This window comes from Thauera sp. ZXT1-4, from assembly GCF_052598215.2.
This window is the reverse complement of record NZ_JBQWSN020000013.1, coordinates 1-17,264: the sequence shown is the minus strand read 5'-3', so window position 1 is coordinate 17,264 and position 17,264 is coordinate 1. Positions and strand designations below refer to the sequence as shown.

Here is a 17,264-nt window from a genome sequence, read left to right as displayed (position 1 = left end):
ACCGGGGCGTGCGCCCGCCGGGCGGGTTCAGCGCGCGCGCGCGCGCAGCACCGCCTTCTCGCCCTCGATGATCAGGAACACCAGCACGCCGATCGCCATTGGCGGCAGCCAGTGGCTGGCCGGTAGCGGCGTGGTGCCGAACCAGGTGTTCATGAAGGGCAGATAGACGAAGCCGAGCTGGAGCACGCCGAGCAGGCCGACCGAGACGATCGCGCCGGGGTTGGTGAACATGCGCTCGAGCGCCAGGCTGGAGGCGTTGATGAAGCGGCTGTTGAACAGGTACCAGGCCTGCGCCACCACCAGGGTATTTACTGCCATCGTACGTGCCGCGTGCAGTTCCATGCCCTGGGCAAGGGAATACTCGAAGGACAGGATCGTGGCGCCGCCGATCAGCAGCGAGACAAAGCCCACCCGCAGCAGCATGACGCGGTCCATGATCGGCGCGCCGGGCTTGCGCGGCGGGCGCTGCATGACGCCCGGCTCGGCGGGCTCGAAGGCGAGCGCGAGCGCGAGCGTGACCGCCACCACCATGTTCACCCACAAAATCTGCACCGGCGTGAGCGGCAGGGTGAGGCCGAGCACCACCGCGGCGAGCATGACGAAGCCCTGGGCGCCATTGGTGGGGAGGATGAAGAGAATGGCCTTTCTCAGATTGTCGTAGATCGTGCGGCCCTCCTCGACCGCACGCTCGATGGTGGAGAAGTTGTCGTCGGCGAGCACGATCTCGGCGGCCTCCTTGGTGGCCTCGGTGCCCTTGATGCCCATCGCCACGCCGACGTCGGCGCGCTTGAGCGCCGGGGCGTCGTTGACGCCGTCGCCGGTCATCGCCACCACCTCGCCGCGCGCCTGCAGCGCCTTGACCAGGCGCAGCTTGTGCTCGGGGCTGGTGCGGGCAAAGATGTCACAGTCCTGGGCGATCTGTTGCAGTTCGTCGTCGCTGGCGGCCTCGATCTCGGCGCCGGAGACCACCTTGAGTGCGTCGGCGGAGCCCAGACCCATCTCGATGCCGATCGCGCGCGCGGTGCCGGCGTGGTCGCCGGTGATCATCTTCACGCGAATGCCGGCCTCGTGGCAGGAGCGGATGGCCTCGATCGCCTCGGGGCGCGGCGGGTCGATGATGCCGATGAGGCCGAGGAAGACCATGTCCTCGTGCAGATCCTCGAGGTGGAGCTCGTCCTTGCTTTTCTGGACCTCGCGCGACGCGGCGGCCAGCACGCGCAGACCTTCAGCGCTCAGGGTCTCGATCTGCGCTTCCCAGAATCCGCGGTCGAGCGGCGCCTGTGCGCCGTCAGCGCCGAGTTCATGATGACAGCGGTCGAGCAGGCGGTCGGGCGCACCCTTGAGCAGGATGCGGCGTCGGCCGCAGGGACCGGTATTGAGCGTGGCCATGAACTTGTTGGCCGACTCGAAGGGGATGCTGGCATGGCGAGTGTGCGCGGCGGCATCGAAACCGGCCTTCTCGGCGAGGGTGCGCAGCGCGCCCTCCGTGGGCTCGCCCGTCACGCGCCATTGCCCACCCTCTTCGGCGATGTGGGTGTCGTTGGCGACCGCGGCGACCTCGATCACCGCGTGCAGGTGACCATGGTGCTCCAGGTTGGCGGACTCGCCCCCCAGGGTAATCTCGCCCTCGGGCCGGTAGCCGGTGCCGCTGACGTCGAACAAACCGCCCCGTGTGACCACGTGCCGCGCGGTCATCTCGTTCTTGGTCAGCGTACCGGTCTTGTCCGAGCAGATGACGGTGACCGAGCCCAGTGTTTCGACGGCGGTGAGCTTGCGGGTGATCGCGTTGCGATGGGCCATGCGCTGCACGCCGAGCGCAAGCGTGATGGTGAGGATCGCCGGCAGTCCCTCGGGGATGGCCGCCACGGCAAAGCCGATCGCAGCGAGGAAGACTTCGGCGAGCGGCTGATCGTGCAGGAACACGCCGATCGCGAGCATCAGCACCGCCAACGCAACGATGACCACCGACAGCAGCTTGCTGAACTGTGCCATCTGCCGCGTGAGCGGAGTCTGCAGGGTCTCGACCTCGGCGATCATGCGGTTGATGCGGCCGAGCTCGGTGTCGGTGCCGGTGGCCACCACCACGCCCACGCCGCGCCCGGCAGCGACCAGGGTGCCGGAGTAGGCCATGCCGAGGCGGTCGCCCACGCCTGCGTCGGCGGCGACCGCCTCGGTGGTCTTGTCGGCGGGGACCGATTCGCCGGTGAGTGCGGATTCCTCGATGCGCAGGTTGGTGGCATCGATCAGCCGCAGGTCGGCCGGCACGCGCGCGCCCGAGCGCAGGCGCACGATGTCGCCGGGCACCAGCCCGTCGGCGTCGATGCTGCTCCATTGCGCGTCGCGGCAGACGTCCGCGCGCAGGGACAGCATCCTGCGGATGCCTTCGAGCGCCTCTTCGGCCTTGCCCTCCTGGATGAAACCGATAATGGCGTTGATGACCACCACGCCGAGAATGACGCCCGTGTCGATCCAGTGGCCGAGCGTGGCGGTGATCGCGGCGGCGCCCAGCAGCACGTAGATCAGCACGTCGTTGAAGTGCTTGAAGAAGCGCTTGAGCACGCTCTCCTTTGACGGTTCAGGCAGGCGGTTGGGACCCACTGCGGCCAGGCGGCGGACGACCTCGTCGCTGTCCAGGCCCTGCGCACCGCTGCCGAGTGCGGCGAGTACGTCTGCGGGAGCGCGTGCGTGCGGGCGCTGGAGCGTGTCGTGCGGGGGTGTTTCTGAACTCATGGGAGCGGCTCCGGGCCGTGCCTTCACGCGCCGCTTCGAGGGCGGAGTTGGCCGGTGATGTCAGTGGTTCTTACGCAGCGCTCAGATGGAATTGCTGCGCTGCCATATCAGAGCAGACCATACCGCCTCCCGAAGTTCAAAAAAAGACCCTGCGCAAGGCAGGGTCCAGGATTGTGGACGATGTGCAGACAGGCTCATTCACTGTCGTAGCCGAGCAGGCGCGATTCGATGATGCGCTGCGCAACCGTCTCGGGTACCTCGCTCTCCCAGTCGCCGCGTCCGCGCCGCAGTCTTGCGAGGACGTCGGCGATGTCGATGTACAGGTGTTCCTCGTCGAGCGGCCGTACCGCCACCAGCTTGTCGTTTTCCTTCAGGTGGGCGAGCAGGTGACGCAGGTTGTCCGGGACCTGGACGTTGTCGAGCGTGATCGTCGCAGCGGCGTCGGTGCCGCGCGGGCGGGAAGGGTAGACATACACGTGAGTGTTGTCCGGGAACAGCTTGCCGAAGGCCTCGAGGATGCCGCCTTCCAGACCCTCGTAGTACTTCTCGTCGAACAGGAAGGCGAAGTCGCGCACCGACAGCACGATACCGATCGGCTTCTGCGTATAGCGGCGCAGGTAGGCGCGCAGGCGGAAGAAGCGCACGTAGTCGGAGATCATCACCGTGTAGCCTTGCGAGGCGAGCAGGTCGATGCGGGCGAGGAAGTCGGCCCCGTCCACGTTGTCGCCGCTGATCAGGGAGTTCATGGTGATCTCGGCGAGGGAGACGATCTCGTTCTCGTCCACCGCGGCGAGCTGGCTGAACTGACGCAGGCCGGCGGCCATCATGTCGACATTGACCAGGGTGACCGGCTTGAAGCTGCCGCGCATCACCATCACCGGCTTGCGGTAGAGGAGCTCGCCCGGCACCACTACGTCGCCCTGCGGGCTGAACACCACCGCGCGCGTGAGCCAGCTGCGGATCAGGTGCAGGTTCATCAGGCGATTTTCCACTTCCTCGAAGTAGGGGCCGGAAAAATGGATCAGGTCGACTTCGATCCGCTCCGAGCCCAGCCCGTCGGCAAGGCCCTCGATGACCCACTCGGGCTGGTCATGATGGAAGAATGCGCCGTGGATGAGGTTCACGCCCAGGATGCCGAGCGCCTCGGACTGCAGGGCATTGTCGTTGTCGAGCATGCGGACGTGCATGACCACGTCGCTGGGTTCCGCGCCCGGGTGGAGCTGGAGCCGGATGCCGACCCAGCCGTGGCATTCGTTCTTCTGCTTGAAGCTGCGGGCGGTCACCGTCGCGGCGTAGGCGAAGAAGGTGGTGTTCTTCGGCCGAACGTGCGCGAGCCGCTTGACCACCTGGCTGAACTCCTTGTCCAGCATCTGCAGCAGGCGGGCGCGGCTCACGTAACGGTCCACATGACCGTAGATGTCGTCGCTGACCGCCATGTCGTAGGCGGACATCGTCTTGGCGACCGTGCCCGCGGCCGCGCCGACCTGGAAGAAGCGGCGCGCGACTTCCTGGCCGGCGCCGATCTCGACGATCGAGCCATATTTGTACTTGTCGAGGTTGACCGCGAGGGCCTTCTGATCGGTGGTGAGCGTGTTGTCGCGCTTGCGCATGGGGAGCTTCCTCGCGTCGGGCGGGGGGGTTACTTGAGCTTGAAGCCGAGCGCGTGCAGGGCTTCGACCAGGCGATCGCGGCCGGACAGGCTTTCTGCCCCGGACACGCGTTTCGCGGAGTGCAGGCGCCAGGTGCCGCGCACGTTCATCTGCTGCTCGGCATAGAAGTCCGCCATGTTGCGGTCGTAGGCGTCGAGGCCTGTCTGCTGTGCGTCATTGCTGTACCGCTCGTGATGCAGCACCACGTGCTGCGGAGGGCGGGGCTTTACTGCGGCAGGGTGCGCTGGATCGGGGTGGCCGACGCACATGCCGAATACGGCGAAGGTTTCGGGCGGAAGGCCGAGCAATTCGGCGACCGCCTCGGGCTGGTTGCGCATGCCGCCGATGTAGACGGTGCCCAGGCCGATGGATTCTGCTGCGGCCGCCGCATTCTGTGCGGCAAGTGCGGCGTCGATGACCGCGGTGACGAACATCTCGGTGTAATCCAGCCCCTCGGACGGACGTTCGAGCGTGCGGGCAATCTGGCGCAGGCGGGCGAGGTCGGCCAGCCACACCAACTGCAGCGGGGCCTCGCGCACATGCGCCTGGTTGCCGACCAGCTCGGACAGTCGTCCGCGCCTGGCGGGGTCGCGTACCGCTACCACGCTCCAGAGATTGAGGTTTGAGGAGCTGGCTGCCGATTGTGCGGCGGCGATGATCGTGGCGAGCGCATCGTCGCTGACGGGAGTGCCCAGATAGGCGCGCACCGAGCGGTGCGACAGCAGTTGCTCGACGAAGGGATTCAGCCGGGCCAGTGCCGGTGCCTCGTCCTTGCCATAGCGTGCGATCAGGCTGGGGTGGGTGCTCATCGGGCTTCCTCTCGGGGGTTCTAGCGGTGGCCGGGCGCGGCGCAGGTCCGAAGTATACCGGCAGCCGGGTGGGCAGATGGCGGACTGCGGCGGGGAGGGGTGGTTCGTGCGAACGGTGGCAGGCGTTCAGGGGCGTTCAGAGGCCATGACGTGTGAGGCTGGCGAGGCGGCCGCCTGGCCGCAATGGGGTGTATCGTTCTGTGCATGCTCGTGCGGAACGACGTGAAAGGACAAAAACTTTGATCTCGGTTCACGAATTACGTTAACGTCAACGTAAAATATTGGTTTTTGGCAGGGTGCTACCCGGCCGGGCAAGATTTCAACGACGTACTCGAGAGGAGAGCTCATGAACGCTGTCACCGAATTTCTCGCTGCACGCGACTTCCTTCTGGAGCATCGCAGCGACTATGCCACCGCCTATGCCGGCTTCAAGTGGCCGAAGCTGAAGGAGTTCAACTGGGCGCTGGACTACTTCGATGCACTGGCAAAGGGCAACGACAACCCTGCGCTGTGGATCATCGAGGAGGACGGCAGCGAGTCGAAGCTCTCCTTCGCCGAAATGTCCGCGCGCTCCAACCGTGTCGCCAACTGGCTGAGCAAGCAGGGCGTCAAGCGTGGCGAGCGCATCCTGATCATGCTCGGCAATGAAGTGCCGCTGTGGGAAACCATGCTCGCCGCGATCAAGCTGGGCGCGGTGGTGATCCCCGCGACCACGCTGCTGACCCCGGAAGACCTCGTCGATCGCGTCGAGCGCGGTCAGGTCAAGCATGTGGTGATCGGCAAGGCCCACACGGAGAAGTTCGCCGACCTGCCGGGCAGCTTCGGCCGCATCGTCGTCGGTGGCGCGACCGAAGGCTGGAAGACCTTCGAAGACGCCTATGCCGAAACCGAAGTGTTCACACCGGACGGCGTCACCCGCGTCAGCGATCCGCTGCTGCTCTACTTCACCTCCGGCACCACGTCCAAGCCCAAGCTGGTGCTGCACACCCACCAGTCCTACCCGGTTGGCCATCTGTCGACGATGTACTGGATCGGCCTCAAGCCCAACGATCGCCACATGAACATCTCGTCGCCGGGCTGGGCCAAGCACGCCTGGAGCTGCTTCTTCGCGCCCTGGAACGCCGGCGCCTGCGTTTTTCTGTACAACTACAACCGCTTCAACGCCAAGGCCCTGCTCGACGTGCTGGTGAAGTACGAAGTCACCACCATGTGCGCGCCTCCGACCGTGTGGCGCATGCTGATCCAGCAGGATCTGGCTGCGGTGAAGACCCAATTGCGCGAGCTGATCGGCGCTGGTGAGCCGCTCAACCCGGAGGTGATCGATCAGGTGAAGAAGGCCTGGGGCATCACCATTCGCGACGGCTTCGGCCAGACCGAGACCACCGCGCAGATCGGCAATACGCCCGACCAGCCGCTCAAACCCGGTTCCATGGGCCGTCCGCTGCCGGGCTACAAGATCGCCCTGCTCGACGCCGACAGCAAACCTTCGGTCGAGGGTGAGGTGGCGCTGGTGATGGGCGAAGACCGTCCGGTCGGCCTGATGGTCGGTTATGCCGGTGATGCGGCCAAGACAGCCGAAGTGATGCGCGATGGCCACTACCGCACCGGCGACGTTGCCAGCATCGACGAGGAGGGCTACATCACCTACGTCGGCCGCGCCGATGATGTGTTCAAGGCCTCCGACTACCGCATCAGCCCCTTCGAGCTGGAGAGTGTGCTCATCGAGCACCCGGCAGTGGCTGAAGCCGCGGTGGTGCCGAGCCCGGATCCGGTACGTCTGGCAGTGCCCAAGGCCTTCGTGATCCTGGTCGCGGGCCAGGAGCCGAGCAAGGAACTCGCCAAGGACATCTTCGCCTTCACCCGCGAGCGCCTGGCGCCGTACAAGCGCATCCGCCGCCTGTCCTTCGCCGACCTGCCCAAGACCATCTCGGGCAAGATCCGCCGCGTGGAACTGCGCAAGGCGGAAGAGGCACGTGGCGAGGCCGTTCGTGGCGAGCTGGAGTTCTTCGAGGAAGACTTCCCCGAGCTCAAGGGCTGACAGGGCTCCTGCAGCGCAGCAAGCCGGGCGCCCGCTGCGGCCGGCTTGCTGCTACAATGCCGGCCGTGGCGGGTCTCCCCGCATTGCAGCGCGGTGAACCTGGTCAGGGCCGGAAGGCAGCAGCCACAGCCGTTTCCTGCAAGTGCCGGGGGTCAGGCTCGCCACCCCGAACATAAAAGCGAAGGGCGCTCCTTGTGGGCGCCCTTCGCCTTTTAATGACCGCGTTCGTGCGCAGCGCACCGCTTGCGCTGCACGTGGGCCAAGCTGGTTCAGCCGAGCATCGTGTCCATCATCATCATCAGCACGAAGCCGACCATCAGTCCGCCCGTCGCCAGGGTTTCGTGGCCACGACGATGCGACTCGGGAATGATCTCGTGGCTGACCACGAACAGCATCGCGCCGGCGGCGCCCGCGAGACCCCAGGGCAGGATCATCGCCGAAACCGAAACCATCATCGACCCGGCGATGGCGGCGATCGGTTCGATCAGGCCCGATACCGTCGCGACACCAAAGGCCAGCCAGCGGCTGTAGTTGGCGCTCACGAGGGCGATGGCCACGATCAGTCCTTCGGGCACGTTTTGCAGTGAAATACCGGCTGCAACCGCGTTGCCCGATCCTGCGCCGGTGCCGTTCAGGCCGGCGGCCACGCCGATGGCGAGCCCCTCCGGGATGTTGTGCACTGCGATTGCGAACACGAACAGCCAGACGGCGCCACCGCTGCGCCTGCCCTCGGGGAAATGCGTGTGAGGGAGGGCGCGATCCAGGGCCAGGAGCCCACCCGCGCCAAGCAGGACTGCCAAGGCCACGAGCAGGCCGGCGCCGGTTTCAGAGCCGGTCTGCAGTTGCGCGGCGTCGAAGGCCGGCAACAGCAGCGAGAACACGCTCGCCGCGAGCATCACGCCCGCGCCGAAACCGAGCAGCATGCCCTGCACGCCTGCACGGATATTGCGCACCACCAGCAGAGGAACAGCACCGAGAGCGGTCGCTGCCGCCGCCATGGCGCCGCCGGAGATTGCGCCCGACACCGGGAGGTCGAAGCCCTCCAGCCCGCGTACGAACTGGGCAATGAGCAGAGCCAGCCCGACTAGAGCGATCAGCCAGCCGGTGAGCGCACGCAAGGCGCCTGCCGGGCTGGCAGGCTGGAAATGCAGGCGGGCGACTTTATCAACCATGGTGAACTCCTCGTGCTCCACGCGCGGTGCATGCACCGCCTCGATGACTCCAGTATGGTGCTTGCCTGGCAATAGAGCCAATTGAGCACGGTTAAACCGGCGATAGGGGGGATGCATCCGCGGCGGGACGGGCGCTGGAGCCGCGCTGGAGTATCGGCCGGGCGGGGCGTGCCCTTTCGGTTCTCACCCGGGGCAACTAGAATCGCGCTGTTCGATCAAGGAGCCTCCCGATGACCCAGTCCCCCGCGCTACAAGACGTTACCCCCGCCCGCAAGGCCGAGATCCTCGCCGAGGCCCTGCCTTACATCAAGCGCTTCTTCGACAAGACCATCGTCATCAAGTACGGCGGCAACGCGATGACCGATCCGCACCTCAAGGACTGTTTCGCGCGCGACGTGGTGCTGCTCAAGCTGGTCGGCTTGAACCCGGTGGTGGTGCACGGCGGCGGTCCGCAGATCGAGAACCTGCTCGCCCGCGTCGGCAAGAAGGGCGAATTCATCCAGGGCATGCGCGTGACCGATGCCGAGACCATGGAAGTGGTCGAGATGGTGTTGGGCGGCCAGGTGAACAAGGAGATCGTCAACCTCATCAACAAGCACGGTGGCAAGGCGGTGGGGCTGACCGGCAAGGACGCCGGCTTCATCCGCGCACGCAAGCTGCTGATGCAGAAGCACGGTGCGCCGCAGGGTGACCTGATCGACGTCGGCCAGGTGGGCGAGATCACCGGCATCGACCCGAGCCTGATCTCCTTCCTCGACCAGGGCGACTTCATTCCGGTGATCGCACCGATCGGCGTGGGTGAAGAGGGTGAAACCTACAACATCAACGCCGATGTCGTTGCCGGCAAGTTGGCCGAGATCCTGAAGGCCGAGAAGCTGGTGCTGCTCACCAACACACCGGGAGTGCTCGACAAGGCGGGCAATCTGCTTACAGGGCTGACGCCGCGCCAGATCGATGATCTGGTCGCGGACGGCACCCTGTCGGGCGGAATGCTGCCGAAGATCGGTTCAGCGCTGGATGCCGCACGCAACGGCGTCAAGTCGGTGCACGTCATCGACGGGCGCGTCGAACATTGCCTGCTGCTCGAGATCCTGACCGACCATGGTGTCGGGACGATGATCAAGAGCAAGTGAGAACGCAGGCGGGGCGGTACGACGGGTTCCGCCCCGCCTGCCTCGGCGTACACTCCGGCGGGCTGGAGTCGCTTGGGCCAGCCGGGCTGCGCGCTTGCCTGTGGGTCAGTCGATGGTGAGTCGTCTGGCTTGTGCTTCGGCCTTCTTCGGCAGGACGAGCTCGAGAACGCCGTCGTTGAACTTGGCCGAGGAGTTCGCTTCGTCGATCTCCTGCCCGAGCTGAAAGCTGCGTGAAACCTTACCGAAGTAGCGCTCGGTGCGCAGCACCTTCTCGCCTTCCTTGACCTCCTTCTCCTGCTTGCGCTCGGCGCTGATCGAAACGACCGGGCCGTCGATGTGCACATGGATGTCTTCCTTCTTCATCCCCGGCAGCTCGGCGTGCACCTCGTAGCCCTTCTCGGTCTCCTTGACGTCCACCTTCATCTGCGGCGCTTCGGTGGCGATGCCGCCGACCGGGGCGCCGCCGAAATCGACCGGGCGAACGAAGAAGCCGCGGAAGAAGTCTTCGAGCGGGTCGGTGCGACGGGTGAGATGATTGCTCATGTCCGGTTCTCCTCATCTGAAGTCTGGCCGGTTGTTCCGGCTTCAGATCAAATATAGGCGCGGGTTCAGCGTTTTCAAGTCTTGCCGGGAGCGGCCCGGATGACCGTGCAGGGAGTCGAAATGAATGAACCAGGAAATGCGTGCCGCGCTTGCGGCGCGCCGTTCGTGTGCGGTATGCGCTCGGGTGAGGCAGCCTGCTGGTGTGCAGCCTATCCAGCGGCGCTTGGGGTGCCCAAGGGCGGTGAGGGGGCGGGCTGCTACTGTCCGCGCTGTCTGGGCGCCCTTATCGAGGAGAAGCGTGCGGAACTGGGGGGGATGTACTGCCGTCCGCTGGGCCCTCGAGAAAGCTGAACTCGAAGGAGACACCCTCTCCGCGCCAGTAATCGCCGGCCTCGGAGAGCACCTCTTGCAGCGTGTCGAGGGTCTCCGGCGATGCATGCCGCAAGGCGGTGGTGTGGGCGATCGTCAGGCGGTAATGCGCGGCGGGCAGCCAGGACAGATCGGTGAGACTGTCGGCGAGCGCATCCCAGTTGTGCCCGAACCAGTCCGGGAAGCGCAGGGCGTTGGCCACGCGGCGGAGGAGCTCGGCCTTCCCCTCACAACCGGCGAGGTCGATGTGGAGGTCGAGCACGCGGTCGGAGGGTGGTTGCGCGGGGGCGGGAGGGGGAGACGGCAGTGGCATGGGATGGACTTTGTGCGCGGGCCGCTCAGGGCAAGGGTTCGATCTTGCGGAAGCTGCGGTAGTGGTCTGCGGTGTAGTAGAACACTTCCGGCGGATCCCCTCCGGTGACGATGCGGCGTGCGCCGCGATCGCGCGCACCGGGCGTCGGTACCGTGTACTCACGGTAGAAGCCGCGTGGTTTGCCGGGAAGCAGGCGCTCGCGATTCTGGAAGGTGCTGCCGTCCTTGCGGTAGGGGAAGGGGCCGCCGCGCTGGATGAGTGCGAGGGTCTCGATCGCTTCGGGCGGCAGCCCTGCGTGCGAGGGCAGGGTCGTTTGGGGGCTGGCCTGGGGCGAGCAGCCGAGCAGCGCACCCAGCAGCGCAATGAGCGGAAGCAGGCCGAGCCAGCGCGAGCGCGTCATGCCGTTCGGCCCTTTCGCGCGCGCGCGGGTGCGCGATCCGGGCGGATGCCGTAGCGCTTCATGAGCGCGTGCATGAACTCGGTGATCGCGGTCAAGCGGGGGTTGGCCGGCGACAGACGGTGAGCACGGCTGATCAGCCCGCGCGCCTGGGTGGCGAAGGCTTCGTTCCAGCCCCGATTCTCGATGTGGCGAAGCAGCGCCAGGGCGGCATTGAAGAGCACGTGCGGATTGCCCGGCATTTTGCGTGCCGCGTTCATCATCTCGCTCACTGCGCCGTCGAAGTCGCCCGCATGCGCCTTTTCTGCACCGGTGCTGACGAGCGTTTTGACTTCGGCCTGCACGCGTGCTTCCACCTCCCGCGACAGGTGCTCCAGCCCTCGCGCCTGTAGCGTGGCGCGGGTGCTCGCGAGGGTGCGGTCGTCGCCCGCGGTGCGCATGAGGTCGGCGAGCAGCTCGTTGCCTTCATTGCCAAGCTGCTGGTCGAAGCAGGCCTTCATGAGGTCCTGGCGCAGGCCGACAGAGAGCTCGCGCAGGCGCGCCGGATTCCGCAGCGCACCCGTCATTGCGCTGCGGGCCTGGTCGCGGTCTTGCAGGTGGGCATGGATGAGGGCGTTGCCGATCGCGGAGCAGAGTTCGCCCTTGGGCTGGCGGGCCAGGTTGCGCTCGAGGTCTTCCAGGGTTTCGCGCGCTGCGTCCAGTTTCTGCTGCGCGAGCTGGGCCTGTAGCAGGCGTACGTGGTCCTCCGGGTCGCGGAATTCGGAGTGCTTGCTGCGCTGGACGACCTCGCTCAGGCTGTGCTCGGCAGTCGCGGGGTTGCCGGCCTGGAGCGAGAGCTCGCCCAGGTGGCGCAGGCGACTGGTGCGGTAGGGAGAAAGCTCGCTTGCGCGCTGCAGCGCAGTACAGGCCTCGTCGGGGCGTTCGCTCTCCTCGTGCAGGCGTGCGAGGAGTTCGTATGCCTCGATGAAGCGGTCGTGATGGGCGATGAGTTCGGTGAGGATGTGCTCGGCCTCGATCCATGACTTTTTCGTTACCAGCACGCGTGCAAGGCCGAGCGAGGCCCAGGGGATGGCGCGGGCGGCGAGAATCTCGCGGTAGAGCGCCTCCGCCTCGGCGATCTGCCCGATCCCCGCATGCAGTTCGGCCTGCAGGCGCATGAAGTCGATCAGGTACTGCGGATGCTCGTCGCGGGCGAGGCGGCAGTATTCGATCGCGCCTACCGGGTCACCGATCCGGGCCAGTTGCCAGGCAGGGAGAAAGGCGTCGCGCTTGGCGAAGGCGCGCAGCAGCCGGACGCGCAGGGTTTCAGCCGTGAGCGGCTTGAGGATGTAGTCGTCGGGCGCGAGCTCGCAGGCGCTCGTGACGCGTTCAAAGTTGCGCTCGCCGGTGATCATGACGAACAGCGTCTCGCGCGGAATGATCTCGTGCTGACGCAGATCTTCGAGCAGATGCTGTCCGTCCTGACCTTCCCCGAGGTTGTATTCGCACAGCACGAGGTCGTAGTGCTGCTCGCGCAGGCGACGGATGGCCATTGTGGCAGAGGCCGCGAACTGCGGTGTTTCGACGCCGATCGAGCCGAGCATGGTGCGCAGTTGCGCGCGCATGCTCGCCTGACTTTCCACGACCAGCACATCGATATTCTGGGGAAGCAGCATGAAAGGGTCACCGGATGCACGCCGACGGCGTGCCATGACCGAAGATTACGGCAGCCAGCGCAAAGGCTGAAGCCCCTGCAACGAAGAAAGAAGGTCTTCCTTGCAGGGGCTTCGCATGGGAGCGGGTGTCTGCCGGTGGATCAGCCGCGCTCGACCTCGACTTCGGTCTGCACCTTCTGGCGCAGGCGGATGTGCAGTTCGCGCAATTGCTTCTCGTCCACGCCGCTCGGCGCGTCGGTGAGCAGACACTGGGCACGCTGGGTCTTGGGGAAGGCGATCACGTCGCGGATGGATTCGGCGCCGGTCATCATGGTGACGATGCGGTCGAGGCCGAAGGCCAGGCCGCCGTGCGGCGGCGCGCCGTACTTGAGCGCGTCGAGCAGGAAGCCGAACTTGGCCTGCTGCTCCTCGGGGCCGATGTTGAGCGCCTCGAACACGCGCGCCTGCACGTCGGCGCGGTGAATACGCACCGAGCCGCCGCCGATCTCCCAGCCGTTCAACGCGAGATCGTAGGCCTTGGCGAGGCACTCGCCCGGGTTGGACTCGAGCAGGTCGATGTGCTCGTCCTTCGGGCTGGTAAAGGGGTGGTGGCAGGCGGTCCAGCGCTTGTCATCCTCGTCGTACTCGAACATCGGGAAGTCGACCACCCACAGCGGACGCCAGGCCTCGCCGGTAACGTAGCCTTTCTCGTGGCCGAGCTTGATGCGCAGCGCGCCCATGGCGTCGTTGACCACCTTGGTCTTGTCGGCGCCGAAGAAGATCAGGTCGCCCGACTGCGCGCCGGTGCGCTCGAGGATGGTGGTGAGCGCGGTCTCGTGCAGGTTCTTGACGATCGGCGACTGCAGGCCCTGCTCGTTGGGTTGGGTGACGTCGTTGACCTTGATGTAGGCGAGGCCCCTGGCGCCGTAGATGCCGACGAACTTGGTGTATTCGTCGATCTCGCCGCGGGTGAGGCTGTTGCCGCCCGGCACGCGCATCGCGGCGACGCGGCCGCCCGAGGTGGCGGGGCCGCTGAAGACCTTGAAGGCGACGTCCTGCACCGCGTCGGTGACGTCGGTGAGTTCCAGCGTGACGCGCAGGTCCGGCTTGTCCGAGCCGTAGCGGCGCATCGCCTCGGCATAGCTCATGCGCGGGAAGGGCGCGGGCAGCTCGACGTCCATCGCTTCCTTGAACACGTAGCGGATCATCTCCTCGACCAGCGCGGTGATCTCGTGCTCGTCCATGAACGAGGTCTCGAGGTCGACCTGGGTGAATTCGGGCTGGCGGTCGGCGCGCAGGTCCTCGTCGCGGAAGCACTTGACGATCTGGTAGTAGCGATCGTAGCCGGCGACCATCAGCAGCTGCTTGAAGAGCTGCGGCGACTGCGGCAGGGCGAAGAACTGGCCCGGATGCACGCGCGAGGGCACCAGGTAGTCGCGAGCGCCTTCCGGCGTGCTCTTGGTGAGCATCGGCGTCTCGACGTCGATGAAGCCGGCGCCGTCGAGGAAGCGGCGGAAGGCCATCGTGGTCTTGTAGCGCAGCATCAGGTTCTTCTGCATCTGCGGGCGACGCAGGTCGATGACGCGGTTGGTCAGGCGCACCGTCTCGGACAGGTTCTCGTCGTCGAGCTGGAACGGCGGCGTGGCGGCGGCGTTGAGCACCTCGATGTCGTGGCAGAGGATCTCGATCTCGCCCGAGGTCAGGTTGGCGTTCTCGGTGCCGGCGGGGCGGCGGCGCACCTTGCCGCTCATCTTGAGGACGAACTCGCTGCGCACCGATTCTGCAGTCTTGAACATGTCGGCGCGGTCGGGGTCGCACACAACCTGCACCAGGCCCTCGCGGTCGCGCAGGTCGATGAAGATGACACCGCCGTGGTCGCGGCGGCGGTGGACCCAGCCGCTGATGGTGACGATCTGGTCGAGGTCGGCGGCAGTGACTTTTCCGCAGTAGTGAGTTCGCATGTCGGGTTCCGGATGTCGTCCTCCGGCGGCCAGCCGGAGGCTACGGTAGTTTCAGGTTCGGGGTGTGTGTGGCCGGGTCGTCATTTCTCGAGCTGCGCCGGAAGGTGGGGCGGTTTGCGCGAGGGGGGAGCGACTACCCCCATGGAAATGATGTACTTCAGTGCTTCGTCCACGCTCATGTCGAGTTCGATCACGTCGATGCGCGGAAGCATGAGGAAGAATCCCGAGGTCGGGTTCGGTGTGGTCGGCACGTAAACGCTGACGTAGTCACCCTGCAGATGGTTGGCTGCATCCCCTCCGGGTTTTCCGGTGAGAAAGGCGATCGTCCATGTGCCGTGGCGCGGATACTGCACCAGCAGGGCCTTGCGGAAAGCCTGGCCGTTGCTCGAGAAGAGCGTGTCGGACACCTGCTTGACGCTGTAGTAGATCGACTTCACCACCGGAATGCGCGCAAGCAAGGCCTCCCACAGCTGCACGATCTTCTGCCCGAGCACGTTGGCTGCGACGAGGCCGGTGAAGAAGACGATGAGCAGGCTTGCGGCCACGCCTGTGCCGGGCAGGTCGAAGCCGATGTATTTGCGCGGGTGATACTGCTCCGGTAGCCAGAGCAGGATCGCGTCGAGCGAGCTGACGATCCAGGCGAGCACCATGAAGGTGATCGTCAGCGGAATCCAGATCAGCAGTCCGGTGATGAAGTATTTTTTCAAGGGGACAGGCTGCCGTCAGTGACAGGCACAACCGCCGCCGCAGCCGCCACTCGATGTGCTCTCGGCGGGTGCAGGGGCGGGGGCGCTGCCACCCTTGAAGTCGGTCGCGTACCAGCCGGAGCCCTTGAGCTGGAAGCCCGCGGCAGACAGCAGTTTGGCGTAGCCTTCGGCTCCGCAGGACGGGCAGGTGGACAGCGGTGCATCGCTCATCTTCTGCAGGTGGTCTTTCTGGAAACCACAGCTCGGACAGCGGTATTCGTAGATGGGCATGAGAGGCTCCCCGAAAACAAGTGCGCAAGTCTAACGCAATGCAGCATAAGGAAAAAGCGCGCCACGGACTTCCGTGCGCGCGCTTCAGATGGGGGCGTGAGCGGAGGGCTTCAAGCCTCGTCGCGCCTGCTTCAGAGCAGGCCGAGGTAATGCTGCGTAAGCGCCTCGCCCCAGAACAGTGCAATGATGCCTGCTGCGGCAAGATAGGGGCCGAAAGGGATCGGCACGTTGCGACCGTGGCGCGCGAAAACGATGAGCGCGACGCCGACGAGCGCACCCACCAGAGAGGAAAGCAGGATCGTCAGCGGCAGCACCTGCCAGCCCAGCCAGGCGCCAATTGCGCCGAGTAGCTTGAAGTCACCGTAGCCCATGCCCTCCTTCCCGGTCGTCAGCTTGAATAGCCAATACACCGACCACAGCGCGAGGTAGCCTGCCATGGCGCCGATCACAGCGTCGGAGAGCCCGGTGTAGGTGCCGGGCAGGTTGAAGGCGAGCCCCAGCCATAGCAGTGGCAGGGTGATGTCGTCCGGGAGCAACTGGGTGTCGAGGTCGATGAAGGTCAATGCGATCATCGCCCAGATGAACAGCAGGGCACCGATCGCGGCAAGCCCGAAGCCGAAGTGCCAGGCGGCGTAACCGGACAGCGCTGCGGTCAGCAGTTCGGTGATCGGATAGCGCTTTCCGATACCTGCGCCGCAATGGCTGCACCGACCCCGCAAGAGCACGTAGCTGATCACCGGAATGTTCTCCAGTGCAGTGATCCGGTGGCCGCAATGCGGGCAGCGCGAGCGGGGCGTGGCAAGGTTGAAGCGCTCGCCCGCCGGTGTGTCCTCGCCGCGCAACTCTGCTGCCTGCGCCTGCCAGTCGCGCTCCATCATCACCGGCAGGCGGTGGATCACCACGTTGAGGAAGCTGCCGACGAACAAGCCGAGCAGAGCCATCAGGGCGGTGAAAGCCGCCACGTTGTTGAGCAGATCCAGCATCGATCAGACGACTTGGCCGAGCTTGAAGATCGGCAGGTACATGGCGACCACGAGGCCACCGATGATGGTGCCGAGAAACACCATGATCAGAGGCTCGAGCAGTTGCGAGAGGCCGGCCACCGCATCGTCCACCTCCTGCTCGAAGAAGTCGGCGACCTTGCCGAGCATGGAGTCGAGCTGGCCCGATTCTTCGCCGATGGACACCATCTGGACCACCATGGTGGGAAAGACGTTCGCGTTCTGCATGGCAACCGTGAGGCTTGTCCCGGTGCTGACTTCAGCTTGAATCTGCCGTGTCGCCACCGTATAGACGTAGTTCCCCGATGCCCCGCCCACGGAGTCCAGGGCTTCGACGAGGGGAACCCCGGCGGCGAACATGGTGGACAGCGTCCGCGTCCAGCGTGCCACGGTGGCTTTGCGCACAATCTGTCCGATTACGGGAAAGCGCAACAGGGCTCGGTCCAAGGCGATCTGCATTGCAGTGGAGCGCTTGTACAGCCACCTGAATCCGTGTTCGCTTAGCCGGAAATCCAGCCTAACGCATTGATGTAATTGT

General features: G+C 65.6%; 16 protein-coding genes and 1 other RNA gene. 4 read left to right on the top strand and 13 right to left on the bottom strand.

Annotated features, from left to right (window positions below):
* Positions 1 to 27 precede the first annotated feature (27 nt).
* The 3 genes from ACUH78_RS11530 to ACUH78_RS11520 form a co-directional block, all read right to left on the bottom strand.
* Positions 28 to 2,730, bottom strand: coding sequence for a cation-transporting P-type ATPase (locus ACUH78_RS11530; RefSeq protein ID WP_445333522.1), 2,703 nt, complete (start codon positions 2,728 to 2,730; stop codon positions 28 to 30).
* Positions 2,731 to 2,924: 194 nt separating this feature from the next.
* Positions 2,925 to 4,340, bottom strand: coding sequence for a TonB-dependent receptor (locus ACUH78_RS11525; RefSeq protein WP_445333521.1), 1,416 nt, complete (start codon positions 4,338 to 4,340; stop codon positions 2,925 to 2,927).
* A 29-nt stretch (positions 4,341 to 4,369) separates the two neighbouring features.
* Positions 4,370 to 5,188 (bottom strand): NADPH-dependent oxidoreductase, encoded by an 819-nt coding sequence (locus ACUH78_RS11520; RefSeq protein ID WP_445333520.1) that lies wholly within the window; start codon positions 5,186 to 5,188, stop codon positions 4,370 to 4,372.
* A gap of 346 nt (positions 5,189 to 5,534) precedes the next feature.
* On the opposite strand from ACUH78_RS11520, the gene ACUH78_RS11515 reads away from it, so the two are divergent.
* Entirely contained in the window at positions 5,535 to 7,226 is a 1,692-nt protein-coding gene (locus tag ACUH78_RS11515; RefSeq protein ID WP_418364147.1) for an AMP-binding protein, read from the top strand.
* A 67-nt stretch (positions 7,227 to 7,293) separates the two neighbouring features.
* Positions 7,294 to 7,392: signal recognition particle sRNA small type (gene ffs / locus ACUH78_RS11510), an RNA gene on the top strand.
* 103 nt (positions 7,393 to 7,495) lie between these two features.
* On the opposite strand, the gene ACUH78_RS11505 is transcribed toward ffs, so the two are convergent.
* A complete protein-coding gene (locus tag ACUH78_RS11505; RefSeq protein WP_445333519.1) occupies positions 7,496 to 8,398 on the bottom strand; it encodes a ZIP family metal transporter in 903 nt (300 codons plus the stop codon).
* A gap of 230 nt (positions 8,399 to 8,628) precedes the next feature.
* Between ACUH78_RS11505 and argB the strand changes: the two genes are divergently transcribed.
* Positions 8,629 to 9,531: an acetylglutamate kinase gene (gene argB / locus ACUH78_RS11500; protein ID WP_418364145.1), complete on the top strand. Its 903-nt coding sequence runs from the start codon at positions 8,629 to 8,631 to the stop codon at positions 9,529 to 9,531.
* A gap of 105 nt (positions 9,532 to 9,636) precedes the next feature.
* On the opposite strand, the gene ACUH78_RS11495 is transcribed toward argB, so the two are convergent.
* The gene (locus ACUH78_RS11495; protein ID WP_418364144.1) at positions 9,637 to 10,074 is read right to left on the bottom strand and encodes an Hsp20/alpha crystallin family protein; all 438 of its coding nucleotides are present in this window, start codon (positions 10,072 to 10,074) and stop codon (positions 9,637 to 9,639) included.
* A 99-nt stretch (positions 10,075 to 10,173) separates the two neighbouring features.
* Here ACUH78_RS11495 and ACUH78_RS11490 point away from each other — a divergent pair, with 99 nt between their 5' ends.
* Positions 10,174 to 10,425, top strand: a complete 252-nt coding sequence (locus ACUH78_RS11490) for a cysteine-rich CWC family protein (protein ID WP_435749744.1) — start codon at positions 10,174 to 10,176, stop codon at positions 10,423 to 10,425.
* On the opposite strand, the gene ACUH78_RS11485 is transcribed toward ACUH78_RS11490, so the two are convergent.
* From ACUH78_RS11485 to ACUH78_RS11450, 8 genes are all read right to left on the bottom strand, one after another.
* Positions 10,358 to 10,756, bottom strand: coding sequence for a barstar family protein (locus ACUH78_RS11485; protein ID WP_445333518.1), 399 nt, complete (start codon positions 10,754 to 10,756; stop codon positions 10,358 to 10,360). The genes ACUH78_RS11490 and ACUH78_RS11485 overlap by 68 nt on opposite strands.
* 25 nt (positions 10,757 to 10,781) lie before the next feature.
* Complete coding sequence (locus ACUH78_RS11480) at positions 10,782 to 11,156, bottom strand: guanyl-specific ribonuclease (protein WP_445333517.1); 375 nt, start codon at positions 11,154 to 11,156, stop codon at positions 10,782 to 10,784.
* Positions 11,153 to 12,808: a response regulator gene (locus ACUH78_RS11475; RefSeq protein ID WP_445333516.1), complete on the bottom strand. Its 1,656-nt coding sequence runs from the start codon at positions 12,806 to 12,808 to the stop codon at positions 11,153 to 11,155. Before ACUH78_RS11475 ends, ACUH78_RS11480 begins: the two co-directional genes overlap by 4 nt.
* A gap of 140 nt (positions 12,809 to 12,948) precedes the next feature.
* Positions 12,949 to 14,748, bottom strand: a complete 1,800-nt coding sequence (aspS, locus tag ACUH78_RS11470) for an aspartate--tRNA ligase (protein ID WP_445333515.1) — start codon at positions 14,746 to 14,748, stop codon at positions 12,949 to 12,951.
* 80 nt (positions 14,749 to 14,828) lie between these two features.
* Positions 14,829 to 15,455: a DUF502 domain-containing protein gene (locus tag ACUH78_RS11465; protein ID WP_435749740.1), complete on the bottom strand. Its 627-nt coding sequence runs from the start codon at positions 15,453 to 15,455 to the stop codon at positions 14,829 to 14,831.
* 15 nt (positions 15,456 to 15,470) lie between these two features.
* Positions 15,471 to 15,725, bottom strand: a complete 255-nt coding sequence (locus tag ACUH78_RS11460; protein WP_418364137.1) for an FmdB family zinc ribbon protein — start codon at positions 15,723 to 15,725, stop codon at positions 15,471 to 15,473.
* A 131-nt stretch (positions 15,726 to 15,856) separates the two neighbouring features.
* Entirely contained in the window at positions 15,857 to 16,708 is an 852-nt protein-coding gene (locus ACUH78_RS11455; protein WP_418364136.1) for a prepilin peptidase, read from the bottom strand.
* Positions 16,709 to 16,711: 3 nt separating this feature from the next.
* A partial coding sequence (locus tag ACUH78_RS11450) for a type II secretion system F family protein (protein ID WP_445333514.1) occupies positions 16,712 to 17,264 on the bottom strand: 553 nt, incomplete at its 5' end.

Bases quoted from the DNA above. Each gene is read 5' to 3' on its own strand.
- ACUH78_RS11505 (WP_445333519.1), bottom strand. From the start codon at position 8,398: ATGGTTGATAAAGTCGCCCGCCTGCATTTCCAGCCTGCCAGCCCGGCA.
- ACUH78_RS11520 (WP_445333520.1), bottom strand. From the start codon at position 5,188: ATGAGCACCCACCCCAGCCTGATCGCACGCTATGGCAAGGACGAGGCA.
- ACUH78_RS11455 (WP_418364136.1), bottom strand. From the start codon at position 16,708: ATGCTGGATCTGCTCAACAACGTGGCGGCTTTCACCGCCCTGATGGCT.
- ACUH78_RS11460 (WP_418364137.1), bottom strand. From the start codon at position 15,725: ATGCCCATCTACGAATACCGCTGTCCGAGCTGTGGTTTCCAGAAAGAC.
- aspS (WP_445333515.1), bottom strand. From the start codon at position 14,748: ATGCGAACTCACTACTGCGGAAAAGTCACTGCCGCCGACCTCGACCAG.
- ACUH78_RS11530 (WP_445333522.1), bottom strand. From the start codon at position 2,730: ATGAGTTCAGAAACACCCCCGCACGACACGCTCCAGCGCCCGCACGCA.
- ACUH78_RS11515 (WP_418364147.1), top strand. From the start codon at position 5,535: ATGAACGCTGTCACCGAATTTCTCGCTGCACGCGACTTCCTTCTGGAG.
- ACUH78_RS11475 (WP_445333516.1), bottom strand. From the start codon at position 12,808: ATGCTGCTTCCCCAGAATATCGATGTGCTGGTCGTGGAAAGTCAGGCG.
- ACUH78_RS11490 (WP_435749744.1), top strand. From the start codon at position 10,174: ATGACCGTGCAGGGAGTCGAAATGAATGAACCAGGAAATGCGTGCCGC.
- ACUH78_RS11495 (WP_418364144.1), bottom strand. From the start codon at position 10,074: ATGAGCAATCATCTCACCCGTCGCACCGACCCGCTCGAAGACTTCTTC.
- ACUH78_RS11480 (WP_445333517.1), bottom strand. From the start codon at position 11,156: ATGACGCGCTCGCGCTGGCTCGGCCTGCTTCCGCTCATTGCGCTGCTG.
- ACUH78_RS11525 (WP_445333521.1), bottom strand. From the start codon at position 4,340: ATGCGCAAGCGCGACAACACGCTCACCACCGATCAGAAGGCCCTCGCG.
- argB (WP_418364145.1), top strand. From the start codon at position 8,629: ATGACCCAGTCCCCCGCGCTACAAGACGTTACCCCCGCCCGCAAGGCC.
- ACUH78_RS11485 (WP_445333518.1), bottom strand. From the start codon at position 10,756: ATGCCACTGCCGTCTCCCCCTCCCGCCCCCGCGCAACCACCCTCCGAC.